General features: G+C 61.3%; 26 protein-coding genes and 2 pseudogenes. 18 read left to right on the top strand and 10 right to left on the bottom strand.

Going from position 1 to position 23,540, the window contains the following annotated elements; genetic code table 11:
• Positions 1-299 precede the first annotated feature (299 nt).
• The 3 genes from NGR_RS04365 to NGR_RS32910 all read left to right on the top strand — a co-directional run bounded on the left by NGR_RS04365 (position 300) and on the right by NGR_RS32910 (position 1,578).
• The gene (locus NGR_RS04365) at positions 300-506 is read left to right on the top strand and encodes a hypothetical protein (RefSeq protein ID WP_164923869.1); all 207 of its coding nucleotides are present in this window, start codon (positions 300-302) and stop codon (positions 504-506) included.
• Positions 507-933: 427 nt separating this feature from the next.
• Entirely contained in the window at positions 934-1,233 is a 300-nt protein-coding gene (locus NGR_RS04360) for a hypothetical protein (RefSeq protein WP_015887025.1), read from the top strand.
• A gap of 135 nt (positions 1,234-1,368) precedes the next feature.
• On the top strand, positions 1,369-1,578 hold the full coding sequence (locus NGR_RS32910) for a hypothetical protein (RefSeq protein WP_240545135.1): 210 nt from the start codon (positions 1,369-1,371) through the stop codon (positions 1,576-1,578).
• Positions 1,579-1,858: 280 nt separating this feature from the next.
• On the opposite strand, the gene NGR_RS04355 is transcribed toward NGR_RS32910, so the two are convergent.
• Together NGR_RS04355 and NGR_RS04350 are read right to left on the bottom strand one after the other, a co-directional pair.
• Positions 1,859-3,115, bottom strand: coding sequence for a type II toxin-antitoxin system HipA family toxin (locus NGR_RS04355; RefSeq protein ID WP_015887024.1), 1,257 nt, complete (start codon positions 3,113-3,115; stop codon positions 1,859-1,861).
• Positions 3,108-3,437, bottom strand: coding sequence for a helix-turn-helix domain-containing protein (locus tag NGR_RS04350; RefSeq protein ID WP_015887023.1), 330 nt, complete (start codon positions 3,435-3,437; stop codon positions 3,108-3,110). Before NGR_RS04350 ends, NGR_RS04355 begins: the two co-directional genes overlap by 8 nt.
• A gap of 746 nt (positions 3,438-4,183) precedes the next feature.
• Here NGR_RS04350 and NGR_RS04345 point away from each other — a divergent pair.
• The 9 genes and pseudogenes from NGR_RS04345 to NGR_RS32905 all read left to right on the top strand — a co-directional run.
• A pseudogene (locus NGR_RS04345) lies at positions 4,184-4,697 on the top strand (IS5 family transposase); the annotation flags it as partial.
• A gap of 158 nt (positions 4,698-4,855) precedes the next feature.
• On the top strand, positions 4,856-6,418 hold the full coding sequence (locus NGR_RS04340; protein WP_015887021.1) for a S8 family peptidase: 1,563 nt from the start codon (positions 4,856-4,858) through the stop codon (positions 6,416-6,418).
• The gene (locus tag NGR_RS04335; RefSeq protein ID WP_015887020.1) at positions 6,411-6,674 is read left to right on the top strand and encodes a hypothetical protein; all 264 of its coding nucleotides are present in this window, start codon (positions 6,411-6,413) and stop codon (positions 6,672-6,674) included. Before NGR_RS04340 ends, NGR_RS04335 begins: the two co-directional genes overlap by 8 nt.
• 102 nt (positions 6,675-6,776) lie before the next feature.
• Positions 6,777-8,084, top strand: coding sequence for a hypothetical protein (locus NGR_RS04330; protein ID WP_015887019.1), 1,308 nt, complete (start codon positions 6,777-6,779; stop codon positions 8,082-8,084).
• Positions 8,071-8,865, top strand: a complete 795-nt coding sequence (locus tag NGR_RS04325; protein ID WP_015887018.1) for an ATP-dependent Clp protease proteolytic subunit — start codon at positions 8,071-8,073, stop codon at positions 8,863-8,865. The genes NGR_RS04330 and NGR_RS04325 overlap by 14 nt, the downstream gene beginning before the upstream one ends.
• Before the next feature lie 151 nt (positions 8,866-9,016).
• Positions 9,017-9,271 carry a type II toxin-antitoxin system ParD family antitoxin gene (locus tag NGR_RS04320; protein WP_015887017.1) on the top strand — a complete coding sequence of 85 codons (255 nt, stop codon included), beginning with the start codon at positions 9,017-9,019 and terminating at the stop codon, positions 9,269-9,271.
• Positions 9,272-9,385: 114 nt separating this feature from the next.
• Positions 9,386-9,562: a hypothetical protein gene (locus NGR_RS33805; protein WP_432654019.1), complete on the top strand. Its 177-nt coding sequence runs from the start codon at positions 9,386-9,388 to the stop codon at positions 9,560-9,562.
• Between the two features lie 179 nt (positions 9,563-9,741).
• Positions 9,742-9,924: a hypothetical protein gene (locus NGR_RS04310; RefSeq protein ID WP_018237856.1), complete on the top strand. Its 183-nt coding sequence runs from the start codon at positions 9,742-9,744 to the stop codon at positions 9,922-9,924.
• Between the two features lie 100 nt (positions 9,925-10,024).
• A pseudogene (locus NGR_RS32905) lies at positions 10,025-10,304 on the top strand (hypothetical protein).
• Between the two features lie 143 nt (positions 10,305-10,447).
• Here NGR_RS32905 and NGR_RS04305 read toward each other — a convergent pair.
• From NGR_RS04305 to NGR_RS04290, 4 genes are all read right to left on the bottom strand, one after another.
• Positions 10,448-10,783, bottom strand: a complete 336-nt coding sequence (locus NGR_RS04305) for a type II toxin-antitoxin system YafQ family toxin (protein WP_015887014.1) — start codon at positions 10,781-10,783, stop codon at positions 10,448-10,450.
• Positions 10,773-11,054, bottom strand: a complete 282-nt coding sequence (locus NGR_RS04300) for a type II toxin-antitoxin system RelB/DinJ family antitoxin (RefSeq protein ID WP_015887013.1) — start codon at positions 11,052-11,054, stop codon at positions 10,773-10,775. The genes NGR_RS04305 and NGR_RS04300 overlap by 11 nt, the downstream gene beginning before the upstream one ends.
• Before the next feature lie 375 nt (positions 11,055-11,429).
• Positions 11,430-12,659, bottom strand: a complete 1,230-nt coding sequence (locus tag NGR_RS04295) for a type II toxin-antitoxin system HipA family toxin (protein WP_015887012.1) — start codon at positions 12,657-12,659, stop codon at positions 11,430-11,432.
• Positions 12,652-13,242: a helix-turn-helix domain-containing protein gene (locus tag NGR_RS04290; RefSeq protein WP_015887011.1), complete on the bottom strand. Its 591-nt coding sequence runs from the start codon at positions 13,240-13,242 to the stop codon at positions 12,652-12,654. The genes NGR_RS04295 and NGR_RS04290 overlap by 8 nt, the downstream gene beginning before the upstream one ends.
• A gap of 354 nt (positions 13,243-13,596) precedes the next feature.
• Here NGR_RS04290 and NGR_RS04285 point away from each other — a divergent pair, with 354 nt between their 5' ends.
• On the top strand, positions 13,597-13,779 hold the full coding sequence (locus NGR_RS04285) for a hypothetical protein (protein ID WP_015887010.1): 183 nt from the start codon (positions 13,597-13,599) through the stop codon (positions 13,777-13,779).
• 36 nt (positions 13,780-13,815) lie between these two features.
• Here NGR_RS04285 and NGR_RS04280 read toward each other — a convergent pair whose 3' ends face one another.
• The 3 genes from NGR_RS04280 to NGR_RS04270 form a co-directional block, all read right to left on the bottom strand.
• A complete protein-coding gene (locus tag NGR_RS04280; RefSeq protein ID WP_015887009.1) occupies positions 13,816-15,297 on the bottom strand; it encodes a Do family serine endopeptidase in 1,482 nt (493 codons plus the stop codon).
• Positions 15,298-15,617: 320 nt separating this feature from the next.
• The gene (locus NGR_RS04275; RefSeq protein ID WP_015887008.1) at positions 15,618-16,046 is read right to left on the bottom strand and encodes an OsmC family protein; all 429 of its coding nucleotides are present in this window, start codon (positions 16,044-16,046) and stop codon (positions 15,618-15,620) included.
• 157 nt (positions 16,047-16,203) lie between these two features.
• Positions 16,204-17,427 carry an MFS transporter gene (locus tag NGR_RS04270; protein WP_015887007.1) on the bottom strand — a complete coding sequence of 408 codons (1,224 nt, stop codon included), beginning with the start codon at positions 17,425-17,427 and terminating at the stop codon, positions 16,204-16,206.
• Between the two features lie 117 nt (positions 17,428-17,544).
• Between NGR_RS04270 and NGR_RS04265 the strand changes: the two genes are divergently transcribed.
• Positions 17,545-18,138, top strand: coding sequence for a TetR/AcrR family transcriptional regulator (locus tag NGR_RS04265; protein ID WP_015887006.1), 594 nt, complete (start codon positions 17,545-17,547; stop codon positions 18,136-18,138).
• A gap of 12 nt (positions 18,139-18,150) precedes the next feature.
• Here NGR_RS04265 and NGR_RS04260 read toward each other — a convergent pair whose 3' ends face one another.
• Positions 18,151-19,044, bottom strand: a complete 894-nt coding sequence (locus NGR_RS04260; RefSeq protein ID WP_015887005.1) for a dihydrodipicolinate synthase family protein — start codon at positions 19,042-19,044, stop codon at positions 18,151-18,153.
• Positions 19,045-19,168: 124 nt separating this feature from the next.
• Between NGR_RS04260 and NGR_RS04255 the strand changes: the two genes are divergently transcribed.
• From NGR_RS04255 to NGR_RS04240, 4 genes are read left to right on the top strand one after another with little or no spacing between them, the layout of a single operon-like run.
• Entirely contained in the window at positions 19,169-20,587 is a 1,419-nt protein-coding gene (locus NGR_RS04255) for an FAD-binding oxidoreductase (RefSeq protein WP_015887004.1), read from the top strand.
• Entirely contained in the window at positions 20,584-21,114 is a 531-nt protein-coding gene (locus NGR_RS04250) for a TRAP transporter small permease (protein ID WP_015887003.1), read from the top strand. The genes NGR_RS04255 and NGR_RS04250 overlap by 4 nt, the downstream gene beginning before the upstream one ends.
• Complete coding sequence (locus tag NGR_RS04245; RefSeq protein WP_015887002.1) at positions 21,111-22,394, top strand: TRAP transporter large permease; 1,284 nt, start codon at positions 21,111-21,113, stop codon at positions 22,392-22,394. The genes NGR_RS04250 and NGR_RS04245 overlap by 4 nt, the downstream gene beginning before the upstream one ends.
• 22 nt (positions 22,395-22,416) lie before the next feature.
• A complete protein-coding gene (locus tag NGR_RS04240) occupies positions 22,417-23,436 on the top strand; it encodes a TRAP transporter substrate-binding protein (protein WP_015887001.1) in 1,020 nt (339 codons plus the stop codon).
• The last annotated feature ends 104 nt before the right edge of the window (positions 23,437-23,540 follow it).

The following is a 23,540-nucleotide window of genomic DNA, read 5'->3' as shown; positions in this document are numbered from 1 at the left end:
GCGACAGTCGCCTCCATTTGGACGCCCCATCCAGACGCGCCACAGACCACCCATACGGTCCACGAAACCGCGCTGTTGCGGTGTCACCTAGGCGGCCAAGCGACCGCGCGGCAAGCGCATCGTCGCCACTACGACAACAGCAGCGAATTCTTTGCAAGCGGAATTCCGCACTATAATAGAAAAAACGCGGAATATCGCTCCAGAGGCCGCAGCATTCAATGGAGAACTTCTTTTCCGTGTCCTCACTGGGGACACCGCATCGTTGGTCGATTCACGTAAATCTCTAGCGGATGTGCACCATGGACCAGATGAAGATCGCCGTCGCGGGCGCGACACGCGCCAAAGTCGACATGGCCGCCAAAGTCGAGATCAAGGCTGAAAGCGGCGAATCTCTGGAATACCTATTCTCGCCAACTGCCGAGGCGGAGGCAATGAATGCCTGGCGGTGCCGGGCGCGCCAAGAAGTGTCTTGCTCGCCTCGAAAGCTCCGTTGGGCGCTTCACTAAGCCCCACCTCCAACAAGTGTGACAGGCACGAACGGCCGGATGCGGGGTACTTGGCCCACCAGCCCTTAGACGGTAGACACCGAGCCTTTTCTTTTGGAGAATCTCGAACCAGCAAGCTGTCGGGGCCCCGCGGCCGCTTAAGTAGCTGTTTTGCAGTTCGGTTGAAATCCACTCTGAATTGCGTAAACCAATAGACGCTATTTAAAGTAACGACTTCCCAGCATTCCATGCCGCGAATGGGCGCTGATCGACCCAGTTCCACTGGTGAGTGGGTGCTGGCTAAGCGTAGCTGGTTCATTGCTCGCACCTGAAACTGGTACTGCGAAGTAGGAAGCATCAGATAGCGGCAGACGCCGAGCTCGGTGCAAAACTGGAAACCCACATCTCAGAAAGATTGTCTGAGACACTCATTGGGAGGATTGCGCCGATGGGGCCGTTGTTCAGGAACGCCGGGCTACCGACTTATCATGAGGCAATGTTGTTTGTCCGCATGAAGCCGCAGCCGCGCCAGGCAAGCCTCGAAGCCACGTTTGCGGCCGCACGCACGCCGCTGAGCAGCGGTCTTCAGGCCCTGTGCTATTACGAGCGAGCCGGCCTGGTGAAGCGCGTTACACCTGTGTCGCGGGAAGCGCCCCATTCCTCCAGCCGGATGCTGGTACGGCCAACCCGCAACGCCGGCGCAAAACCCGAGGTGCTTGGGGTCTCCGGCAGTGACATAGAAGGATAGTCGGCGCCCGCTCTGAACATGAACGCCGCATCGACGAGCGAACGCCGGGCGGAGCCACCAGCCTGGTCGAGTTGGCCAATGACGTCGGTTTACGGCAGCTGCCGGGCCGATGTCAGCGTCGAGGAGCGATAACGCCTGTTGACCAGGTTTCAAGCAATCCCAGGTGTCGAGCTGGCGGCCCCGGTGAAACGTGACAGCCGCAGCGAGGCTTTGCTATGGATCCATTTCGCACGTTTGAGGAGACATTCCGAGGCGATTGACTGCCTGTCGGTGATCAGAGAGATGCCCGAGGTAGAAGAAGCAAACATACCGGCTCGACGAAGTGGGGCGAGATCACTTCAATGAGGCAAGTCGCAGCCTTCACGACTTGCTCTAAATCTAAAGTAAGACTTCCTTCCTAAAGGAAACATCCCGTCTGCACCAAGAATGTCGCTCACTCTCTTGCATTCAATTATAAATTCCATCGCATGATACGGTGATTCTTCTCCATCAAAACTTACTTAAAAAGAGGCGGTCAATCTTTTATTTATCTTTTTAGACATCTGAACTATGCCGCGAAGACTTCGTTCCGGAAGTCGGTCTGCGTAAGCTGGGACAAATTTTTCGGCCGCTTCGGACTCCAATCTCACTTGTCGGCGCAAGTGCTGAGTATCGGCGTCATCACCCTCAAATGCTCGTCGATCCGCTCAAGCACCTTTTCCGGAACGACAGCCCGTTCTGGAAGGCTCCACCAATGCTCGTTAACGCTTTCAACGATATCGGTAACCGCCTTGAGTACAGCAGGCTCCGGCAGCCTCGCACGATTGGCAAAGACCTTCCATCGCTGCGCGGTGAGCGCCTTGAAGGAGCGCTCACCTCCGAGCGACAGCGCCATTGCGTCAGCGGGAATATAGGGCACGGTCGACAAGACATCGTAGATCGGCGCGAGCTCCGGCTTGTCGCCATTGCCATGGTAGATCAATGACCAGTTCTTGAGGTGCATGTCGCCATTGCCGGTGATTACCGTCAGGGCCAGTCGGCGCACGAATTCGAGGGCGGCCGCGGGCGAGACGGCAGCGACCAGAGCGGAGGCTATATCGTGGTATGCGGCGGCCTCATATTTGCGCGAGGGATAGATGCCGAAGACTTGGGCGAAATCCTCGATATGGATGCGTTCGCCGCCGGCGCCACGATCGAAGCGTTTGACCAGGAGGACCTTGCCTTCCGACAGCGTGTTGAATTCCTCGGGAATCCCGTCGAAATCGGATTTCTCGACAAGCTCTCGTTCGGGCACTTCCATGCCGATCGCTGCCGCCAGTGCAAGGTTGGCGTACTCGTTTTCGGAAACACCAGGAAACGCTGTCGAAGGGAACTTGGCGATGTACTGACCATGTTCGTCTCCCATCGGCAAAGTCAAACCACCACCCTTGCCGGTGTTCTTCATGACTGAGAGCTTCATCTGCACGCCTGCTAGCGAAAACCGCGCTTTCGGCTTGTCCTTTGAGGCATCCTCGCTAATCGCCGTCTTGCCATCGCTCGGCACGACGCGGACAGCGCCCGGCAGGTCCGCGCCGAGCGCGGCCAGCAGATCAAAATCGTTGCCTGCGCGTACATTGCCTGCGTGGTGCTTTTCCATCGCCTCGCGCAGTTTGTCTTCGGGAAGAAGGTTGGCGAAGAAGGCTGGCAGGGCGCTGGCAAGAGGCTTAGGATTCTTGCGCAACCCTCCCGCCGCCGCCCGGAACGAGAGGCTGAGCACGGGGAAACCACCCGTCGCGCGATAGGCGTCGGCGAAGTTGAACGCATTGAAATCGCCGGGCGTTCTGACGAGCGTGCCGACCTTCAGATCGTTCAGCAGTACCTCGAGCGAAGGGATGGCCTTGGGAGCCTGAAATATTTTAGCCATGATCGTCATCGTCGGGACGGGAGATAAACGCGGGGAGATCGTCGTCGTCATGCGGGCGCAGCAAAGCCTCGACTGCTGGAACCATTGATTGTGGGATCAGCATCATCTCGAGGCCCAGCGCGCGGGCGATATTCATCAGTGTTGTTGCGCGCGCAGCAGCAATCCCCGTCTCGATGTCGCGATAACGGGGGCGCGATATGCCTGCCAAGTCGGAGACCTGTTCCTGCGTCATCGCCGAGGCCAGTCGTGCCTTCTTCAACAGGTGCCCTATTTCAAATAAAATCTCCGACTCCGGCCTCATAATGATACCTAAGCGCTTCATTTGACCTTGTATTGAAACGTATAGATATCTTTTTCTCGGCATTTTGTCAATGTGATAGATCTGTTTGCGTTTCATTTACGTGAAAATGACATGTTACCGTGTCATTTTAATAGCCGTTAGAAATCTCCTTTGATGGGAATCGATCCAGCGGTCCCGCGCGAGATTCAATCATGTGCTTCCTGCAAGAGATTGTTTGGCGTTCGACGAGTGTGGGTGGGCTGCGGTGGCAGGCTCTGTGAATATGCGGGCGGATGGCTTGCGTGATGGCGCATGCGGCGATCCTTGCCAGACGACGGCTTCAAGCAGGCCGAGCCGGACTCCGTCGGCTGTTGACAGCGCAGGCGGTGGCAGCCGGTCTTCGGTGCGCGTGCGGTGGTCGCCCGCGCCAAACGCAATCGCCACGAAGCGGGTTGCATCGGGAGCTGACAGCCAGCCTACCAGGCGCATGCGAGCAAAAATCGGCAAATTTTGAGATCGTGTCAGGGAAGGCAGGAGCGGTGTGAGTGCGTCCGCTCTCAGTAATTTGCGCGACGATCAGCGACTCGACTAACGTCGCCAGGCCATATTCGCTATAGGCGGATCGGCGGAGAAATCTTTCCAGCAAAGCCAATACGTTGGTTCGGAAAATCGCAGAGCGCCTGAACCCCCGAGGTGGATAGGCGGATGCGCCAGGTCTGGCGTTCGAGCGGTTGCGGCCGGGCGAAGCAAAGCGGCGTCAGAAGCGCGACATCGGCGCACTTTTCCGGATCGCGCGATCAGGCGCACCGTGGCGCGATCTGCCCGAGCGCTACGGACCGCGCACGACCTGCTACAATCGCTTCGTACGAGGGCGAAAGGCGGGTGTGTGGGACAGGATGATGGATGCCATCACCGCCGCACACGATGGCGAAATCCAGATGATAGACAGCACTTCCGTACGGGCGCATCAACAGGCTGCGACGGCAAAAAGGGGGGATCGAGATCATTGTCTCGGCCGATCACGCGGTGGGCTCACCACAAAAATCCATGCCGTCGTTGACGCGCAAGGGCTCCCGATCCGGCTCGCCTTGACTGCTGGTCAGGCGCACGATGGTCAGGTCGCCGAGGACCTTGCTCAACCATCTTGGACCGCACATGATCGTGCTCGCGGACAAGGCATACGATGCCGACCGCATCCGCGCGCTGATCGAGGAGCAAGGTGCCAGGCCCAACATCCCGGCAAAATCCAATCGAAAGTGGAAGCCCTGCTTCAGCAAGCGGCTCTACCGCGAACGCAATCTGAAACGCTTCCGTGAGCCCGCTTGCGGTGCCCGGTTGAAAACCACCCTGCATTGCGTAAATATTCAGCGCCCTCTTAGGTACGGAATTCGAAGGGACATCCGGCACGCGGAGAATGCGGAAAGTCGAAAAATTCCGAGGTTGCCGGGAGGGTTTGACTGATGGGACCGTTGTTCAGGAACGCCGGGCTTGCTACCTACCATGCAGCAACGTTGTTTGTCCGCATGCGGCCCCAGCCGCGCCAGGCAAGCTTTGAAGCCACCTTTGCGGCCGCGCGCACGCCGTTGAGCAGCGGCCTTCAGGCCTTGTGCTATTACGAGCGAGCCGGCCTGGTGAAGCGCGTTACACCTCTGTCCCGGGAAGCGCCCCACTATGCCAGCCGGATGCTGGTACGGCCGACCCGTGGTGCCGGCGCAAAACCCGAGGTGCTTGGGGTTCCTGGCAGTGACGTAGAAGGATGGTCGGCGCCTGCTCTGAACATGAACGCCGCCATGGACGAACGAACACCGGGCGGAGCCACCAGCCTGGTCGAGTTGGCCAATGACGTCGATCTGCGGCAGCTTCAGCTGGCTCTCGCCGGCGATCCGACAGTTGCATCCGTGTCCCGGGTGCCGCTGCGTTACCTCGTGGCAAGGTCTCCGCGAAAATCGGCCGGGTCCTCGTCCAGGAAACCGTCACCCGCCGGTCCTGGCCGAATTGCCGCCGTGCCGCCACCTGCCCATACAATGTGGAACCTCCGCAAGATCAAATGGGATGAAGCGCGCCGTTTAACCGGCTTCGATGACGCCAGCAGGGTCAAGGTCGCGGTGCTCGATACGGGTATTGACGCCGAGCATCCCGACCTCAAGGACCAGATTGGCGGATTTATCTATGAGCACCCTGACCTTCCTGCCGCAAGCTCCGCTCAGGATCTTGTCGGTCATGGCACCCATGTGGCAGGCACCGTTGCGGCGACGATCAACAACGATCTCGGCATCAACGGCATATCGAGGGGCAGGATTCACGCCTGGAAGATTTTCGACGACCGCCCCGACCTTTTGACTTATCCGGATGGAACTGCGGAATTTGCCTATTTCGTCGACCCCGTGATGTATCTGCGCGCACTGCTCGATTGCGCGGACGCGGGTATCGACATTATCAATCTGTCGATCGGCGGCGCAGGCGCGCCCGACCCGACGGAGAGTGCAGCATTCGAGGAATTGCTTGCGAACGGAACGACCATCGTTGCGGCGATGGGAAACGAGCGGCGCGAAGGCAGCCCAGTATCCTATCCCGCAGCGATACCCGGCGTCATCGCTGTCGGTGCGACAAACCTGCAGGACCGGATCACGACCTTTTCCAACCGAGGCAACCACATCACGATCGCGGCTCCCGGCGAGGCTATCTGGTCGACGCTGCCGACCTATCCGGGTCAAACGAGCTGGAGGGCGGAAAGAGGTCCAGACGGGCGCTGGCGGCAGGGAAAGCCAGACATACGCGAGACGGATTATGACGCATGGCCCGGAACATCGATGGCGTCTCCCCATGTCGCTGCGGCTGCTGCACTCTATATTGCAAATGGCGGCTCCAGAGATCCCGCGGTGATCCGCAGCGCCCTGGCTTCGAGTGCCGACAAGGTGCCGGCCATGGGTGGCCAAGACTTTACGCCCGACTTCGGCTATGGTCGTTTGAACTTGAAGCAGCTGATTGGCGGCCTACGCACCGGGAACTCGGACGATGACTGACATCCTGTTTACGATCCGGGCCGACGTCAGCGTCGAGGAGCGAGAACGCCTGTTGATAAGGATTCAGGCAATTCCAGGTGTCGAGCTGGCAGCCCCGGTCAAGCGCGACAGCAGCAGTGAGGCGTTGCGGCGGATTCATTTTGCCCGTTTGACGAGCTATTCCGAGGCGACCGGCTGCTTGTCGGCAATCCGAGGGATGCCGGAGGTGGAAGAAGCGAACATACCGGCTCGCCGAAGTGGCGCCAGCGGAACGTAACGTCCCACACCTGTTACGCCATTGGTGGTAGGCCGCGGCCTTTATTCCGCCCGCTTCTTAATTCTCAGTTAAGGAATACATTCCTTCGCGGAGATCTTCCCCATGGCAGTCGGCGCATCCCAACGTTTGCACGACGGCGTCGCGGCTGTCGAAACCATGACGCGCTTTGCGCTTGCGGCGCTGGCGCTCGCCTCCGGCGTCTATACCTATCTCGGCGTGCGCAGCATTCTCGACGGCTCGGCGACCGCGGTCTTCTTCGCGGCGATGATCTATTCAGCCTCGGTCTCCGTCGGAATCTATGCCTTCTGGACCTATATGGCCCGCTTCTATCCGCATGTGATTACCCATACGGGTCGGGCTGCGATGCTTGGCGTAATGGCTTTGGGCGCCGCCATGATCATCGCCATGTCAAGCTGGCTCAATGCGGCGGCGCTGGCCGGTTCGGCCGCGCTCGAACAACATCTGGCGCAAACGGTGGAGGACTATACTGCCGACCTCGATCAGGCGCACCAGAACGCCCTTGCCGCCCAGAGCCTGCTGCCCGACATCCAGCGTGCCTCCGAACGCTTCGCCCAGCTTGCGGCTTCGGAGCGGCAGACGGGTGCGCTCACCGGGACTACGGGAGCGGGAAGCGTCGTGCAGCTTCTGACGCAAATGTCAGCGCAGACGAAGGAGCTCGAAAATGGCATCAACGCCTCCCGCGAACAGGTGACGACGCTGTTCGGCCAAGGGCAGAAGCGGCTCGAAACGATGCGCACGCTCGTATCCGCACCAGGTGCGATCGAACCGCGTGCCGACCAGTTCTCCTCGGAAGTTGTGGCGCTCACAGGCGTCATCGCCTCGTTGGGCCAGACCTCGATTGCACCTTCGATCCGCCGCGCCGCGGACGACCTGTCGCTCGGCTTTATCGCACCGGTGGCCGATGGCGGCGATGCCGACCTCGTCAACCGCCAGGACCAGGTGATGGAGACGGTGCGGGCCTCCGTGGCGGCGCAGTCCAAGGTGCTCTCCGAAGCGGCCGACGAAATCCTGGCCCGGACGCCGGTGGCGGAGCGGCGCTTCGTCCCGCTTTCCTCCGCCGAGGCCGTGTTGCGCTATGCGGCCGATTTCATTCCGGCCTGGGCCGGAGCGATTTCCATCGATCTGCTGCCGGGCGTGCTCGTCTTCATTCTTGCTGCCGTGCATGGGGCGATCCGCAAACAGGAGGAGAAGCTGCCCTTTGCCGAGCGCATCACGGCTGCCGAACTTCTGCAAGCGCTGGACGTGCAGCGAGCGGTAACCGCGAATGGCGCCAATCTCGGAGAGATGGTCACGCAAGCGGAAGCCGAGAGCAAAGCGGAGGAACTGAACAACATCACCAATCTCGACCCGAGAACGCGTGCAAAGGATCGCTCGCATGAGGATCGATGACACTTTCAAGGCGCTGATGCGGCTCGACGACGGCGTGCTGATGCGCGGCGCCTTCTACGCACTGCTATCGGCTGCGACGGTCTTCCTGCTGGTCGACGTGCGCGACTTGACGGCGATGAATGCCGAGTTGCCAGCGTTCGATCCATTCCATGAGAACCGGCCCCTCCTGCCGCCGGCGCTGACCGAAGGCGGGCCGACCACTCCGCGCGTCCAGCCCGCAAGCCCGGAGGAAGTGCTGCGGCGGCCGATGACATTCGAACTCGCATCCGGCGGCGTCTTGCTCGCCGAAGGCACGATCGATCCCGGCGCAAGCGCACGCTTCGCAGAGGAGATTGCCGCGCGTGGCGAATATGTGAAGACGGTGGCGCTCAATTCTCCCGGCGGCTCGGTGGACGACGCCTTGGCGATTTCGAGCCTGATCCGCGAAAGGAAGCTTGGGACCAAGGTGGCCTCGCGAGCGCTCTGCGCGTCCTCCTGCCCGATCATCTTTGCGGGCGGCGTGAGCCGTGTCGCCGAAAAGGATGCGATCGTCGGCGTGCACCAGGTCTTCAATGGCGGCAGCGGCCGGCAAACGGCGGATCAAGCGATGTCGGCAGCACAATCCACCACGGCCCGAGTGACCCGCCATCTCGACACGATGGGGGTAGGCGCCGGGCTCTGGATCAACGCACTCGAAACGCCGCCGGACCGGCTCCACTATCTGACATCGGCGGAAATGGCCAAGTTCAAGCTGACAACGGAGCCGCCCGCGACCGCCAGGAAGAAGGCGGAGTCTGAATAGCGTTGCCATGCTTTAAGACCCTCGATCAATCATGGGGCGTCAGGGAGTTCCTTCCCGAAACGGAAAGGACGCTCGTGGGTTTCTGAACACGCCTGAATTTGACAAAGTTTTGCCAAAGCGTGCCATTCTGGTCGTAGGTATGGAGACCGACATGGCCACGGTGAACGTATCTTTGCCCGACCCCATGAAGGATTGGGTGGAAGCACAGACGCGAACAGGCCGCTATGCGAACGCCAGCGACTATGTGCGCGATCTCATCCGCAGGGACCAAGAGCGGAATGACAAGATTGTCATAATGCAGCGCTTTGTCGATGATGGACTGAAAAGCGGTGCTGGAAATCGCTCAAAGGACGAACTTTTCTCTGCGGCGCTAGCGCGGGCTGAACCCCCGCGCAACCCCCGATAATGGGATTTCGGCTTTCCCTCGCGGCAGAAGAAGACATTATCGTGATCGCCGAGGAAGGCGTCCGCCTCTTTAGGTGCCGCGCAGGCGAGACGGTGTCATGACGAGCTTTTCAGTATCTCCGCTCTGATCGCGGCCAACCCCCGCATCGCATGTGAGCGCCAAGAGTTATCGCGCCGATGCGCATCCACCTTCAAGGCGCAACTCGTTATCTACCAGACCGAGTCCGACGAAGATATTTTCATTGTCCGCGTGCGTTGCGGACACGAGGATTGGGCGAACAGCGCCTTCTAGGGAAGTTCGCTCGGATAGGATTTGGGGAAGTCGGACTGTCGGCTGAGTCAGCCGACCGGTCGCTGGCAATGCGGCGCATACTCGTGGTCGCCGACCAAGGTTTCCCGCGCAATTCGAGGAAAGCAAGGTCAGGAACCATCGTCTCCCATGGTCGTTGTCTCTTCGAAAGGAGTTCGCCAATGCCGAAGCAAGATCCGATCCCCGCCCCTGCCGAAACGCCGAGAGAGCCGCAAGGAATCCCCGGCCGACCGGATCGAGGCCTCGAGAAGTCCCCCGATCCGCCGATCAAGAAGCCGGAGGACACCAAGGATCCGACGGATCCGGCGCTTCTGCCGATCGGCGATCCGGCCGGAATGGCCTAACCGATAGACAAGCGCGAGACATCGCAGCCCGGGGGGGGAACATCTATTCCCCATTTGGGTTGCGATACAGAGCGCCGCCTCCTTGAGAGGAGAGATGCGCATGCTGATCCAACTGCTGCGCGACAAGCCGGTTCCGGGCGCAAATCATTGTCAAGCTCTACCGCTACGGCGATGAAATCCGGGGGTATGTACGGCAGGTCATCGACCCGCCGAAGGATGACGTTATCTTTCCCGGCGAGGAAATGGAACCGGAAGCCGCCTTCCGGCTGGCAAGGGCCCATAGCGGGGGTGAGGCGCCGATCTATGTGGAGCTTCTCGAGGACGTGCAATGGAACGGCATTAGGCAGCAAAAAACCACCAAACTCCAATTAAATTACTGAATCAAAACACAATTTCTAGCATCGAATCGGATTGGCATCGATAGCCCTGATACGTCGGTTGGCGGCTGCGGCACAGGCGACGTCTGGCTGAACGATTGGAGTTTAGGCCGAGGTAGGTCCGTGGGACCGTCTGAGCGAATGCTTCATTCAAAAAGTTCGGCGTGTGTCCCAGCGGCCACGAACACAACCAGGTTCTTTCTTTCGTCCAACGTGTAGATGAGGAGAAAATCACCGCCGATATGACATTCTCGATGATCTTTCCAATCACCCGTCAGCTCGTGGTCTTTCAGCTCAGCCGGCAGAGGGTCATCGTTGTCTACGATCAAACCCAGGACTTTCTTCAGTGCGACCATGTCATATCGGCCAGACCTGGAAAGGCGCTCCCAATCTTTTTGAAACTGCTTGGTATGACTTGATTGCCGCGGCAGCGAAGCCCGCTTGCTGGAAGCGGACTTTGCTCGTTTCTTATCACTTGACAACCTTGTGTCCCTCGAGTGACTCAAACAACTCACCAGCAGTATCAAAATGCTTGCCGTGACCCGCCTTGATGGCTCTTGCTTCCTCCATCGCAGCGATTGTTTTGGCGTTCGGTCGAGTCAACTCGACGGGAAGAGCTTTATCTCGGGCGATCCTGGTCAAAACGATCCGGATGATATCCGAGGTGGTCAGTCCGAGACTATCGAGCACCAAGGCGGCGCTATCCTTCACCGAAGGTTCAATGCGGGCGCGCACATATGCGTTTGCAGCCATTTTTGCCTCCAATCGACTTTGATAAGTATGTAGCCCAACTGAGCAACATATTCAAGCTGCGTAATAGGGCGATTGAACTGGGCCGCCATGATAGTTGCCTCACACACTCGCCAGTTAACCATATGCCCGTCCTCCGATCGACTTCTGCGGAAAGTCCAGGTAAGAGCCTGCGTCATGTTCAGGATGATGCGCATACAGCTTTGATCTTCCCGCGGCCTTTTCGGCCGCCGGTCTGCCGTGTCTACCGTCGACTTCTGCAGCCTGAACATGTCCCTCAACGCCATTGCCCATCGCCGCCACGCTGCGGTGTTGGCTGTCAGCCGACGCCAGACGAGCGGCTGAGGAGGGCAGCCGAGCCATCCAAGCGGCAAGGCACTACTTCGCGAACTCGCGATACAGCTCGACCGTCGGTGCGTGCGTATCGATCGTGTCGGCGACCTTGGCTGCCATCGGCAGGTTCTTCTTTTCCGCCTCCCATACGGCCCTAAAACGTTCAACGGTCTCGCGTGCGGTGTCGATCGCCAGCTTTTCGGAAAGCTCCGCTTTCGCAGCCAGATGCGCCAGCTCGTCCTTCGACAGTGCCGCCATCTTTCTGGTGCGGGAGAAATTGAGCGCCGCGGTATCTTCCCCCTCGATGTAAGGGATAGTCGACAACAGGTCATACGCTGGCGAGAGCGCAGGGGTGCGGCGATCAGGATAAATGAGCGACCAGTTCTTCAGGTGCATGTCACCATTGCCGATCAGCGTGCTGAAGACTAGCCGCCGGATGAATTCCGCCACATCGGCCGTGCTGGTTTCGATCCCCAGTACGCGGCCGATCATCCGGTAATTGCCCTTATCGTATTTATGGTCGGGAAAGACGCCGAAGACCTGCGCAAAATCCTCGATATGCACCGGCCCCTCCGACGTGCGGTCAAAACGCTTGATCGCCAGCGCCTGCCCGTGCAGTTCGCCCACCCCCTGCGGCAGGCCGCTCACGGCATCGAGATCAACCAGCTGGATCTCGGGCACGTCCATGCCCATCATGCGGGCGATGGTCATCATCGCAAACTCGTTCTCGGGCACGCCGCTATATTGCTGGGACGGCAGCTTCACGATCCACGAGCCACCCGTGCCCTCGGCCGGAATGGTCAAGCCGCCGCCCTTATTGTCGTTCTTAAAGGCCGAGAATTTCAGCTGCACACCCGCCAGCGAAAAGCGTAGCGCGTTCGGCCGCGCCTCGACGATCGCCTGCTCGTCATCCTGAGGCGCGTCATCCCCTTCGGAGGGATGCACCGTCACAGCCCCAGGCAGGTCGCGGCCGAGCATCCAGAGCAGGCAGTATTCCCGCGACGGCTTCACACCCGCACGATGAGCGAGGTATTTGCGTAGCGGTCCTTCCGGCAGTAGGTTCGAGAAGAAGGGCGGGACCACCATGTTGTACGGCCTGAACTTCGTGATGAGCGCCCCGAACGCGTCTTTCAGGGACAGGCTAAGCGTCGGCCGCTTTTGGTCTTCGACATAAGAATCGTTGAAAGCGAAGATGGTGCGCCGGTCCTGCAGATTCGTAAGGGTCGCAACCGGTTCCCCATACAGCCTGACATCGAGTACCGTGACCTTAGGCATTATCGTCTTCCTCATCCAGCGCATAGGCCGAGCGAGGGACCCCGTCGTCACGGTCGCGGTGCACCGCGGCGTTGCGTAGGTGTCTTACGGCATGTGCGATCCTGCTCAGTTCCTGACGGGACGGTGGATCGGCCTGCGACCGGTCGAGGCGTGCAGTCGCCTCTTTGAATGTGTCCATGTCCTCGGCTGACAGAGGAAGATGCCTTAAGAGCGCGAGGCTATCTTTGAATGTATCTGCCTCGGAAGCACTACCGAACGCGCCCCTGTGCTGCGCAAACCACCGCTCAAGGCGGCCCACCAGTTTGCGCTGGGCGGATGTTAGGGCATCAGTCGATGCCGGCGCGCTATAGAGGATGTTGCGGATCGCCGGCATCAGTTTTTTCGGGGCAAGGACGATCTCGAGGTCGAGCGCGCGCGCCACATCCACTAGGCTGCCAAGTCCGGGCTCCATGGTGCCCCGTTCTATCTGAGAAATATGGCTTTGCGTCAGGCCCGATCGTGCGCTCAACTCGCGCTGGCTCATTTTCCGCGCTTCGCGCGCAGCCCGCAGCTGCTGCGTTATATGCTCCGTTTTATATGCCATATCATTATCCTGCATCGCACGATGCGAAACATACAGGATAATATATAGGGAGTTAGAGAGCGATGCAATACTGATATATAAAACCGTATCGACGCGACATCTTATATATAATCATATATCATGTTACAGTCTTAGGACTCACAATTGTCCATTTCCTCTGCGTTTGGAGATCCGATCCGTCCGCAACGACCACTTTTGGCGCGCGGGCCTTTTCTCTGCCTGTCGGCAAGAGGGATGCCGGAAGTGGAGGACGCGAACATACCGGCTCGCCGAAGTGGCGCAGGCGGACCTTGAGGAAGCAACGTAGAGGAATCATAGCCTCCCATGGCGGTTGTCCTCGCAAAGGAAAACGCCATGCCGAAGCTATATCCCAATCCCGCCCCCACTGAAAACCGGAGAGAACCACGGCACACGCTCGGCCAGCCGGACCGCGGCCAGGAGAAGCCCGCGGAGCCGCCGGTCAAAAAGCCGGAGGACAGCAAGAGCCCGACGGATCCCGCGCTTCTGCCGATCGGCGACCCGGCCGGAATGGCCTAAGACCGTCTTTCCGCTCTCCGGCCGCCCGTCCCCTCGCTAGGCGTGGCCGAGCGGCAAGGCGACGAAGCGCGTCGTGTCGCCCGACTGGATCCGGAGCAGCGCGGCCGCCCTGCCTTCCTTGCGAAGCGACGCAAGATCACGGCGGAAGTCCCTGGCGCTCGAAACCGCTTTGCCGCCGACGTCGAGAATGACGTCGCCCGCCTCCAGGCCATGTTGCGCCGCTGCTCCCTTCGGATTGATGGCCACAACTACCATGCCTTTGCCACCGGAGCCTGCCACCTTGGTTGCCGGCGCAAGCAGAAGCCCGAAGCCTTGCTCGCTGGTCGGCGCTGCACTGGCGTCGCTGGCCGTCTCGACCGGAGCCGGGCTTTCCTCCGGCATCGTTGCGAGACTGAAGCTGAGGTCCTTTGGTGCGCCATTGCGCAGGATGCTCACCGTGACGGACGTGCCCGGTGCCATCGCGCCGACCCTCTGGGCCAGTTCACGCGGGTCGTTGATCGTTGCGCCGTCGAGCGCGATGATGAGATCGCCGGACCGGATGCCGGCCCTGCCGGCCGGGCCGGCCGGATCCGCCTCGTCGACGAGGGCGCCCTTGGCTTCCTTCAGGCCGAGGCCCTCGGCGATGTCGGCGGTGACCTGCTGCTCCTTGATGCCGAGCCAGCCGCGCGTCACATGGCCCTTGTCCTTCAACTCGGCGATGACGGCTTTCGCCGTGTCGGCCGGAATGTCGAAGCCGATGCCGACCGAGCCGCCGGAGGGCGAGAAAATCGCCGTGTTGACGCCGATCACGTCGCCGTTGACGTCGAAGGCCGGGCCGCCGGAATTACCGCGATTGATCGGCGCATCGATCTGAATGAAGTCGTCATAGGGTCCGGCGCCGATGTCGCGGCCTTCGGCCGAAACGATGCCGGCGGTGACGGTACCGCCCAGCCCATAGGGGTTGCCGATGGCGATCACCCAATTGCCGACGCGCGGCCGCCGGTCGGCGAAACGGACATGCGGCAGATCCCGGCCATCGACCTTGATCAAGGCGAGATCGGTCTTCGGATCGGTGCCGACGACTGTCGCGTCGTAGCTCCGGCCGTCGCTTGTCATCACCTCGAGGGTCTTTGCATGGTCGACGACGTGATTGTTTGTCACGGCATAGCCGTCCGCCGAGATGAAGAAGCCCGAGCCTTCGCCCATCATGACGCCCTGCCCGGCGTCGGGATCGGGAGTGCCGTCATCTTCGTCGGACGAGGCCTGCTGCTGTGCTCCGTCGAGTTCCACGCGCACCGAGATGACCGCCGGCTTCACCCGGGCGACGATGTCGGCAAAGTCGCCGGGCTCCGCCGCCGATGGCGGCTGCACAGCGTTTGTGGCCGCCCGCACCGTCGAACCGGTACCCGTCGTTGTGTGCATGGCGACGGGTTCCGCGACGAGAGCGGCAAGGCTGAGTGCGGAAACGGAGGACAGAGCCGCCAGGGCGGCGGTCAAGCGGCGCGCCCGCGAGCTCTTCTGTTCTGGTAAATTGGCCATGGCGTGTCTCCTTCTCGAAATTGGAGGTTGGTGCACGCGACCACGGTGAACTACATTCCGGCTAGAATAAACGATAGCATTTCGGCAATTCACCGCGTCGTCAGCACCAGATAGCGCCACGACGAAAGTAAAAATGTGAAATTTTCCAAATTCGCCGGATTAAATTTCGTTCATGAAATTCCGTTAATCTTCATCTCGCTGGTAAATGTGCCGCCATAGTCGCAATTCTTCTTGAAGAACTTGCTTGCGCTTTTGTTCGATGCACTGAGCTGTCCAGGCCCGAGCGGCTGCACCAGGACCAACCGGCACGCCGCTCAAAATCAGACCGGCGAAGCGGTATCGACGACCTCGAAGTCGTGGGTGATCGTCGCGGTCTTGGCGAGCATTGCCGATGCGGAGCAATATTTCTCGATCGACAACGCGACGGCGCGTTCGACCTTGCTGGCCGCAAGCCCGCGCCCCTTGACCACGAAGTGCATGTGGATGCGGGTGAACACTTTCGGTTCCAGGTCGGCCCGCTCGGCGCTGAGCTCGACGATGCAATCCTCGACCGGCTGGCGGCCCTTTTCGAGGATGTGGACCACATCGAAGGCCGAGCAGCCGCCGGTGCCGATCAGCACCAACTCCATGGGACTCGGCCCCGGGGTGCTTCCCTCCGGCCCGTAAGCCGTGCCGAGCACGACATTATGGCCGCTGCCGGACTGGCCGACGAAGGTTCGCCCTTCGACCCATTTGATGCGCGCCTTCATGATGCTCTCCTGTCGCGATATGCCGATCGTAGTGCGTCGACGTTGATAACGGGAATGAACGCGCAAGAACATGCCGCACTGAGGGAGCGCGACATGTTCCCACGGAATTCGGCATCCAGCGCCAATTCCATCCGGCTATCATACACCTGCGCCGTGGCTATTCGGCGGGTTGGGCAAGCGAACCCGCCGGGCATTCCATTGTGGTTCCGGCAAGGCTGCGCTGACCTAGACCGATAGTCGCCACGGCGGCAGCACTTGCGATCACCGAAACCCAGAAGCCGTTCTCAGCACCGAAGATATCGACGACCCAGCCGGCGACGAAGGCACCGAGTGCCATGCCGATGCCAATCCCGGTCGTCACCCACGTCACCCCTTCGGTCAGCATCGCGGCGGGCACGCGCCGCTCGATCAGGCCGAAGGCTGTGATGAAGGTCGGCGAGATGGCGATACCGCTGACAAAGACGGCAAGCGCCAGCAGCGGCACCGTATCGGCCACCAGTAGCGGCCAGGCGGTGATGGCAAGGACGCTGACGGCGATCAGGAGCTGCCGGTGCAAGGGCACGGCCGGGTTGATGGCGCCCAGCACCAGGCCAAGTATGAAGGAGCCGATCGCGTAGACGCCGATGACGAGGGTTGCCGCATTCGGCTGTCCGAGTTCCCTGGTGATCGCCACGGCACTCACTTCAGCCGTCGCGAACGTGGAACCGACGAAGACGAGGGCAAGCGTGATGATCTGCACGGCGCGCAGGCGGATCGCCGAACCCTGCTGGGCGTCGACGTCCTCATGGCGCAGCCTCGGTTCGCTCGCGCGCTGCAGGATGAATGCCAGCGTTCCAAGCGCCAGGAAAATCGTGCTGGCAAGCATGCCGGCCTCCGGGAAGAGAGCGACCCCCAGGCCCACCGAGAACGAAGCGCCGGCGATATAGACCAGTTCGTCCGCGGCCGATTCAAAGGCAAACGCGGTGTTCAGTTCCGGCCGGTTGCGGAAGATCTCGGTCCAGCGGGCGCGCACCAGCGCCGGCATGCTGGGCATGGCTGCGGCCAGTAAGGCCGAAACGAAGAGCGTCCAAACGGGCCAGTTCTGATGGGTCGCCGCAATGAGGGCGAGGAAGGCAGAGACCGAAATCGTCGTGGTGGGGATCACCACCGCCGTCTGGCCGTAACGGTCCACCAATCGCGATATGTGCGGAGAAATCAGCGCATTGGTCAGCGCGAAGGTCGCCGACACCGCACCCGCCAACCAGTATTCCCCGTGCGTCTGAGAGAGCATCGCAACGATGCCGATCGGGGCCATGGCGATCGGCAGGCGGGCGAGAAAGCCGGCGGCCGAAAAGCTTTTAGCGCCAGGCGCCCTGAATATCTCTGCGTAAGGATTGGACATGGGACGTTCCTTGTAAGGACCCGAGCTCACCACTTACATACGTGGCGTATGCCTTAGTTAGTTGCATACGTCCCGTATGTCAAATAAAATACGCGACGTATGTGAACAGGAGAGTACATGCGCAGACAGCGCCAGGAGATGATTGCCGAAACACGCGCAAAGCTGATTGCCGCCGCCCGACAAGCCTTCGGGGCGGCTGGATATGCCGAGGCTTCGATGGACGATTTCACCGCAGGGGCGGGACTGACGAGAGGCGCGCTCTATCACCACTTCGGGGACAAGAAGGGACTGCTGCAGGCGGTCATCCACGAGATCGACGCAGAGATGACGGCTCGGCTCAATCGCGTCTCGGCAGCCGCGCCGAACCGCTGGGAAGGCTTCGTGGAGGAGTGCGTCGCCTATATCCAGATGGCGCTCGAGCCGGAAATCCAGCGCATCATGTTTCGCGATGGGCCGGCCGTGCTCGGAGACATCTCGCAATGGCCGAGCACCAACGGCTGCATCGCTGCCTTGAGCGAAAGCCTGCGCCAGCTGAAGGCCGACGGCGTTATCATCGACGTCGACATTGAAGTGGCGGCGCGCCTGATCAACGGCGCCAGCAGCCATGCCGCCTTGTGGATCGCCAATTCCGACGCGGCCGAGGAAACATCGCGAAGAGCGGTGGACGGCTTCCGGGCCTTGCTTGAGGGACTGAGGGTCGACAGGAAGTAGGCCGGTCTGGCGTCAATCCGCCCCGGTCTCGAACAGGCGGTCGAAAAACGAACCGAGCCGGTCCGCTTCGAGTTCGCCCAGGCCCACCAGCGGCGCGCGAACATTCAGCCAGGCGCGGTCGCCACTGCGGTGAGCGACGAGCGCTTTCACGGCCGGCACCACCGGGTATTTGAGCACCTCGTCCACCAGACCGTTGATCCGCGCGTCCCCTCGCCCGTCCTGCGCCAGAGCAAGCAGCACCTGCGGGCAGACATTGGCGAGACCCGAGATCGCCCCCTCTCCTCCCAGGCGCACGCCTTCAGCCAGATAACGTTCGTCGCCGATCAGGATGGCGAGGTCGTTGTGCGCCGCGATCAGCTTCTGCGTATAGGCCCAGTCGCCGGAGGAATCCTTGACGCCGGTCACGACGCCCGGAAGGGCCTGCTTCAACCGGGCGATCAATTCGACAGAGAGGGGCACCTGGGTGACCGAAGGGATGTTGTAGAGGATGACGCCGCCCGCTGCCGTTCCGAGCCTTTCGAGCACTTCGCAGAACCAGACAAACAGGCCCTCGTCGCTCACACCCTTGAAGTAGAAGGGCGGCGGCAGAAGAAGATTTCGACTGCCGAAATCCGCAGCCATGCGCGCCTGCGCGAGCGCCTCTCCCACCGAGGCGGCAGCGACGCAGACGACGACGTCCCTACCCTCGATCCCCACGCCGGCCAGCGCACCGAGCGCCCGCTCGCGATCGCAGATGTCGATCGAGGCGCCTTCCCCGGTCGTGCCGAAGGCTGTCACGCTGGTGCAACCGTTGTCCAGGCAGGCTCGGGCATGCCGGGCAAAGCGGGCAAAGTCGATGCTGCCGTCCTGGCGAAATGGCGTCACCATTGCTGCGGACAGGCCGAACCGGCTGGATCTCTCTGGCATCGCGATATTCCCTCGTTCTGGCTCCCCCCGTGCTGGGCGAAGTTCTGTGTGCGTTAGCGGAGCTTGACATATCACCCGCCACTGCTAAGGTACAGTACCTTACATACAAGAAAGAAGCCAGCGAATGGATGCAAGGGAACGGGATCGTTCGAGCGAAGGTTTGCTCGATGAATTGAGGGCGGAGCTCGGGACCCAGGCGGTCCTGACCGGCAACGACATTCCTCTGCGCAACCGCAACGACTGGAGCAGCAAACCTCCTGGCGAACCGCTGGCGGTATTGCGGCCTGGCAATGCCCAGGAAGCGGCGCGCGCCGTGGCCGCCTGCCGGGCGGCGCGGCTGCCCTTCGTGCCGCAGGGCGGACTGACCGGCCTCTGCGGCGGCGCGACGCCGGAGCCCGGCTGGATCGCTATTTCGCTCGAACGCATGGTCGGCATCGAGGAAATCGATCCCGTCAGCGCGACGATGACCGTCAAGGCCGGTACGCCGCTCGAGGTCGTGCAGAGGGCGGCCGACGAGGCGGGGTTTCTGTTTCCGTTGGACCTCGGCTCGCGCGGATCCTGCGCGATCGGAGGCAATCTCTCGACCAACGCCGGCGGAAATCGCGTCATCCGCTATGGAATGACCCGCGATCTCGTCCTTGGCCTCGAAGTGGTCCTGCCGGACGGAACGGTGCTGACCAACCTCAACAAGCTCTTGAAGAACAATGCCGGCTACGATCTCAAGCACCTCTTCATCGGGTCGGAAGGCACGCTTGGCATCATCACCCGGGTGGTGCTGCGGCTGTTCCCCAGGCCACGCTCCACCGCGGCGGCGCTCTGCGCGCTTTCGAGTTATGCGGATGTTGCGGCACTCCTGGCCGGCGCCCGCAGCGGGCTCGGACCCATCCTCTCCGCGTTCGAGGTGATGTGGCCCGATTATTGGCAGGTCGTCACCGAACGGTTGAAGGTTCGTTCGCCGGTCGCCTCCGGCCATGGCTTCTACGTGCTGGTCGAGACGCACGGCTCGGACGAGGCAACCGATGCGGCGCGGTTCCAATCCTGGCTGGAGGAGATGGCGGAGAGCGGCATTCTGGCCGATGCCGCGGTCGCCCAGTCCCATGCCCAGGTGAAGGACTTCTGGGCGGTGCGCGATGCCTGCGCCGAATTCGGAACCGGGCTGGGGCCGCACATCTCCTACGATATCGGCCTCCAGGTCGACCGGATGGACAGCTTCGCAAGCCGATGCAAGGCGGCCCTCGAAGCGGGCATTCCCGGCTGTGACAGCGTCTATTACGGGCATATCGGCGACGGGAACCTGCATCTCGTCGCCTGGGTCGCCGGACTGCCGATGGAGCAGCAGCCGAAGGAAGCGATGGACGCGATCATCTACGGGCTCGTGCGCGAAATGGGCGGCAGCATTTCGGCGGAACACGGCATCGGCACGACGAAGAAGAAATGGCTCGGCCATGCCCGCAGTGACGCCGAGATCGCGCTGATGCGGGTCCTGAAGGGGGCGCTCGACCCCGAAAACCTGCTCAACCCCGGCAAGGTCGTTTCGCTATGAACCGGTTGTTCCAGGCGATCGAGGCGCTGCTCGCTTTTCTGCTCGCCGCCATGGTCGTCATGGTCTTCGGCAATGTGGTGCTGCGCTATGCCTTCAATTCCGGCATCGTGATCTCCGAGGAGCTCTCGCGCATCTTCTTCGTCTGGATCACCTTCATCGGAGCGGTCGTGGCAATGCGCGACGGCTCCCATCTCGGGATGGACACCTTCGTGCGCGCCCTTTCCCGGCGCGGCAGGATTGCCTGTTGCGTGCTCGGCCAGAGCCTCATCCTGATCTGTTGCGCGATGCTCTTGCGCGGCACATGGCTTCAGCACGAGGTCAATGCCAGCACCCTGGCACCGGTGACGGAAATTCCGATGATCTGGGTCTATGGCGTCGTCTATTTATCGGCGACGGGCATCGGCCTGCACGCGCTCGCCAAGCTCTGGCGCGCGGTAACGGGCCAGATCCGCGACGACGAACTTCTCGAAATCAGCGAGAGCGAAGAGATCCCGCCGGTTCCCGCAACTGAGAGGGCTGAGCGATGACCATCGCGATTTTCACCGGTTCGCTGATCGGCGCCATTGCCCTTGGCGTGCCGATCGCCTTCGCCCTGCTGATCTGCGCCGTCGCGCTGATGGTGCTGCAAGGCAATATCGACACGACGATCCTGTCGCAGAAGATCATCGAGGGTGCCGACAGCTTTCCGCTGCTCGCCATTCCGTTCTTCATGCTGGCCGGCGAACTCATGAATGCCGGCGGCATTTCGAAGCGTATCGTTACCTTCGCGCTGACTTTCGTCGGGCATCTTCGCGGCGGCCTCGGCTTCGTGGCGATTTTCGCTTCCGTGTTGATGGCCGCGATCTCGGGGAGTGCAGCAGCCGACGCGGCGGCGATCGGCGCGCTGCTGATCCCGATGATGCGCCGGGCCGGCTACGACGTGCCGCGGTCCGCGGGCCTCATCGCCGCCGGCGGCGTGATCGCGCCGGTGATCCCGCCTTCGATCGGCCTCATCGTCTTCGGCGTCATCGCCAATGTCTCGATCGGCAAGCTGTTCCTGGCCGGGATCGTTCCGGGCTTGATGATGGGGATCTCTCTTCTCTTCGCCTGGCTGTGGGTGGCTCGGCGCGACAAGGCCAAGGTTCTGCCGCGTCAAGACTGGGGCGCCCGGTTGCGCGCCGGCATCGACGGTATATGGGCGCTCGTCATGCCGGCCGGCATCATCGGCGGGCTCAAATTCGGCATCTTCACACCGACGGAGGCCGGAGTCGTCGCCTGCGTCTATGCGTTCCTGGTCGGCGCCTTCGTCTACCGGGAACTGCCGCTCCGCCAACTTCACCCGATCATCGTCGCCGCGGCAAAGAGCACCGCCGTGATCGTCTTCCTGATCGCGACAGCGCTGATTTCGGCCTGGCTCATCACCCTGTCGGAGCTGCCCTCCCAGGTCGAGGCGATGCTCAGCCCCTTCATGGACAACAAGATCCTGCTGATGGCTGTCATCATGGTCATCGTGGTGATCGTCGGCACGGCGCTCGACTTCGCGCCGACCCTGATGATCCTGACCCCCGTGCTGATGCCGGTGATCAAGCAGGCAGGCATCGACCCGGTCTATTTCGGCGTCCTCTTCATCATGAACAACGCGATCGGGCTGATAACGCCCCCCGTCGGCATCGTGCTCAACGTCATGTGCCGGGTCGCCAACATCTCCATGGGCGATCTGATGAAGGGCCTGTGGCCCTTCCTCTGGGCCGAGCTCATCGTTCTCTTCCTGCTCGTCCTTTTCCCCGATCTCGTCATGGTACCACTCGACTGGCTCACGCATCGATAAGAAATCCAAGGGAGGATTGAAAATGCGCATGCTCTTCACACGAACCGGCATGGCGGCGGCCATCGCCGCCACCGCACTCTTCACTGCCGGATCGGCCAACGCCGAGTTCCAGGAACGAACGATCCGCGTCTCGAACGGCGTCAGCAAGGAACACCCAATGGGCAACGGCCTTGCCGCCATGGGCGCCTGCACGCTCGAAAAAACCGGCGGCAAGATGAAGATGCAGCCCTATTGGGACGGCGCTCTCGGCAATGACCTGACCGCGACGCAAAGCGTTCGCACCGGCTCGCTCGAGATGGTGCTGACCTCGACGGCGCCGCTGACCTCGATCGTCCCGTCCTTCGGTGTCTTCGATCTGCCCTTCCTGTTCAACGACGAGAGGGAAGCCGACCAGGTGCTCGACGGCAAGGTCGGCCAATGGTTCTCCGACAAGCTGCCGGCGGTCGGCGCCGTCAACCTCGCTTGGTGGGAGAACGGCTTCCGCCACACCACCAACTCGCGCCACCCGATCGCCAAGGCCGAGGATTTCGAGGGCGTCAAGATGCGCGTCATGCAGAACAACATCTTCATCGACACCTTCAAGGAGCTCGGCTCCAACGCCGTGCCTCTCGCCTTTTCGGAGATCTATTCTGCGCTCGAGACCGGAACCGTCGACGGTCAGGAAAACCCGTTCAACAACATCGAGAACATGAAGTTCTACGAGGTTCAGAAATACCTGACGCTCACCAAGCACGCCTACAGCCCGACGCTGGTGCTGTTCTCCAAGAAGATATGGGACGGGCTCTCGCCGGAGGAGCAGACGGTCCTCAAGGACTGCGCCCTCGTCGGGCAGAAGGAACAGCGCAAGGTCAACCGGGAGAAGTCCGAGGTGAGCCTGGCCAACCTGAAGACCCAGGGAATGGAGGTCAACGAGATCACGCCCGAGGAGATGGAGCGGCTGCGCGACAAGCTCAAGGTGATCTCCGAGCGCCATGCGGCGGCGATCGGACCCGAAACGCTCGATCTCGTCTTCGGCGAGCTCAAGCGCATCCGGGCCGATTGACACTTCGAAGCAGCAAGATCGCTCGGCGCCGGACCGGCTTGTCGCCATCCGGCGCCCGTGTATATATCTCTGGCAGCCGCCGTAACGGGTCTTTCCTCAACGGC

This window comes from Sinorhizobium fredii NGR234 (assembly GCF_000018545.1).
Classification (GTDB): domain Bacteria; phylum Pseudomonadota; class Alphaproteobacteria; order Rhizobiales; family Rhizobiaceae; genus Sinorhizobium; species Sinorhizobium fredii_A.
This window is presented reverse-complemented; position numbering and strand designations above follow the sequence as displayed.

Coding starts and splice junctions, on each gene's coding strand:
- NGR_RS04265 (WP_015887006.1), top strand. CDS start 17,545: ATGCGCAGACAGCGCCAGGAGATGATTGCCGAAACACGCGCAAAGCTG.
- NGR_RS04240 (WP_015887001.1), top strand. CDS start 22,417: ATGCGCATGCTCTTCACACGAACCGGCATGGCGGCGGCCATCGCCGCC.
- NGR_RS04360 (WP_015887025.1), top strand. CDS start 934: ATGGGGCCGTTGTTCAGGAACGCCGGGCTACCGACTTATCATGAGGCA.
- NGR_RS04325 (WP_015887018.1), top strand. CDS start 8,071: ATGAGGATCGATGACACTTTCAAGGCGCTGATGCGGCTCGACGACGGC.
- NGR_RS04340 (WP_015887021.1), top strand. CDS start 4,856: ATGGGACCGTTGTTCAGGAACGCCGGGCTTGCTACCTACCATGCAGCA.
- NGR_RS04260 (WP_015887005.1), bottom strand. CDS start 19,044: ATGCCAGAGAGATCCAGCCGGTTCGGCCTGTCCGCAGCAATGGTGACG.
- NGR_RS04255 (WP_015887004.1), top strand. CDS start 19,169: ATGGATGCAAGGGAACGGGATCGTTCGAGCGAAGGTTTGCTCGATGAA.
- NGR_RS04290 (WP_015887011.1), bottom strand. CDS start 13,242: ATGGCATATAAAACGGAGCATATAACGCAGCAGCTGCGGGCTGCGCGC.
- NGR_RS04285 (WP_015887010.1), top strand. CDS start 13,597: ATGCCGAAGCTATATCCCAATCCCGCCCCCACTGAAAACCGGAGAGAA.
- NGR_RS04330 (WP_015887019.1), top strand. CDS start 6,777: ATGGCAGTCGGCGCATCCCAACGTTTGCACGACGGCGTCGCGGCTGTC.
- NGR_RS04270 (WP_015887007.1), bottom strand. CDS start 17,427: ATGTCCAATCCTTACGCAGAGATATTCAGGGCGCCTGGCGCTAAAAGC.
- NGR_RS04355 (WP_015887024.1), bottom strand. CDS start 3,115: ATGGCTAAAATATTTCAGGCTCCCAAGGCCATCCCTTCGCTCGAGGTA.
- NGR_RS04245 (WP_015887002.1), top strand. CDS start 21,111: ATGACCATCGCGATTTTCACCGGTTCGCTGATCGGCGCCATTGCCCTT.
- NGR_RS04335 (WP_015887020.1), top strand. CDS start 6,411: ATGACTGACATCCTGTTTACGATCCGGGCCGACGTCAGCGTCGAGGAG.
- NGR_RS04320 (WP_015887017.1), top strand. CDS start 9,017: ATGGCCACGGTGAACGTATCTTTGCCCGACCCCATGAAGGATTGGGTG.
- NGR_RS04310 (WP_018237856.1), top strand. CDS start 9,742: ATGCCGAAGCAAGATCCGATCCCCGCCCCTGCCGAAACGCCGAGAGAG.
- NGR_RS04295 (WP_015887012.1), bottom strand. CDS start 12,659: ATGCCTAAGGTCACGGTACTCGATGTCAGGCTGTATGGGGAACCGGTT.
- NGR_RS04365 (WP_164923869.1), top strand. CDS start 300: ATGGACCAGATGAAGATCGCCGTCGCGGGCGCGACACGCGCCAAAGTC.
- NGR_RS04280 (WP_015887009.1), bottom strand. CDS start 15,297: ATGGCCAATTTACCAGAACAGAAGAGCTCGCGGGCGCGCCGCTTGACC.
- NGR_RS04250 (WP_015887003.1), top strand. CDS start 20,584: ATGAACCGGTTGTTCCAGGCGATCGAGGCGCTGCTCGCTTTTCTGCTC.
- NGR_RS04300 (WP_015887013.1), bottom strand. CDS start 11,054: ATGGCTGCAAACGCATATGTGCGCGCCCGCATTGAACCTTCGGTGAAG.
- NGR_RS04275 (WP_015887008.1), bottom strand. CDS start 16,046: ATGAAGGCGCGCATCAAATGGGTCGAAGGGCGAACCTTCGTCGGCCAG.
- NGR_RS04350 (WP_015887023.1), bottom strand. CDS start 3,437: ATGAAGCGCTTAGGTATCATTATGAGGCCGGAGTCGGAGATTTTATTT.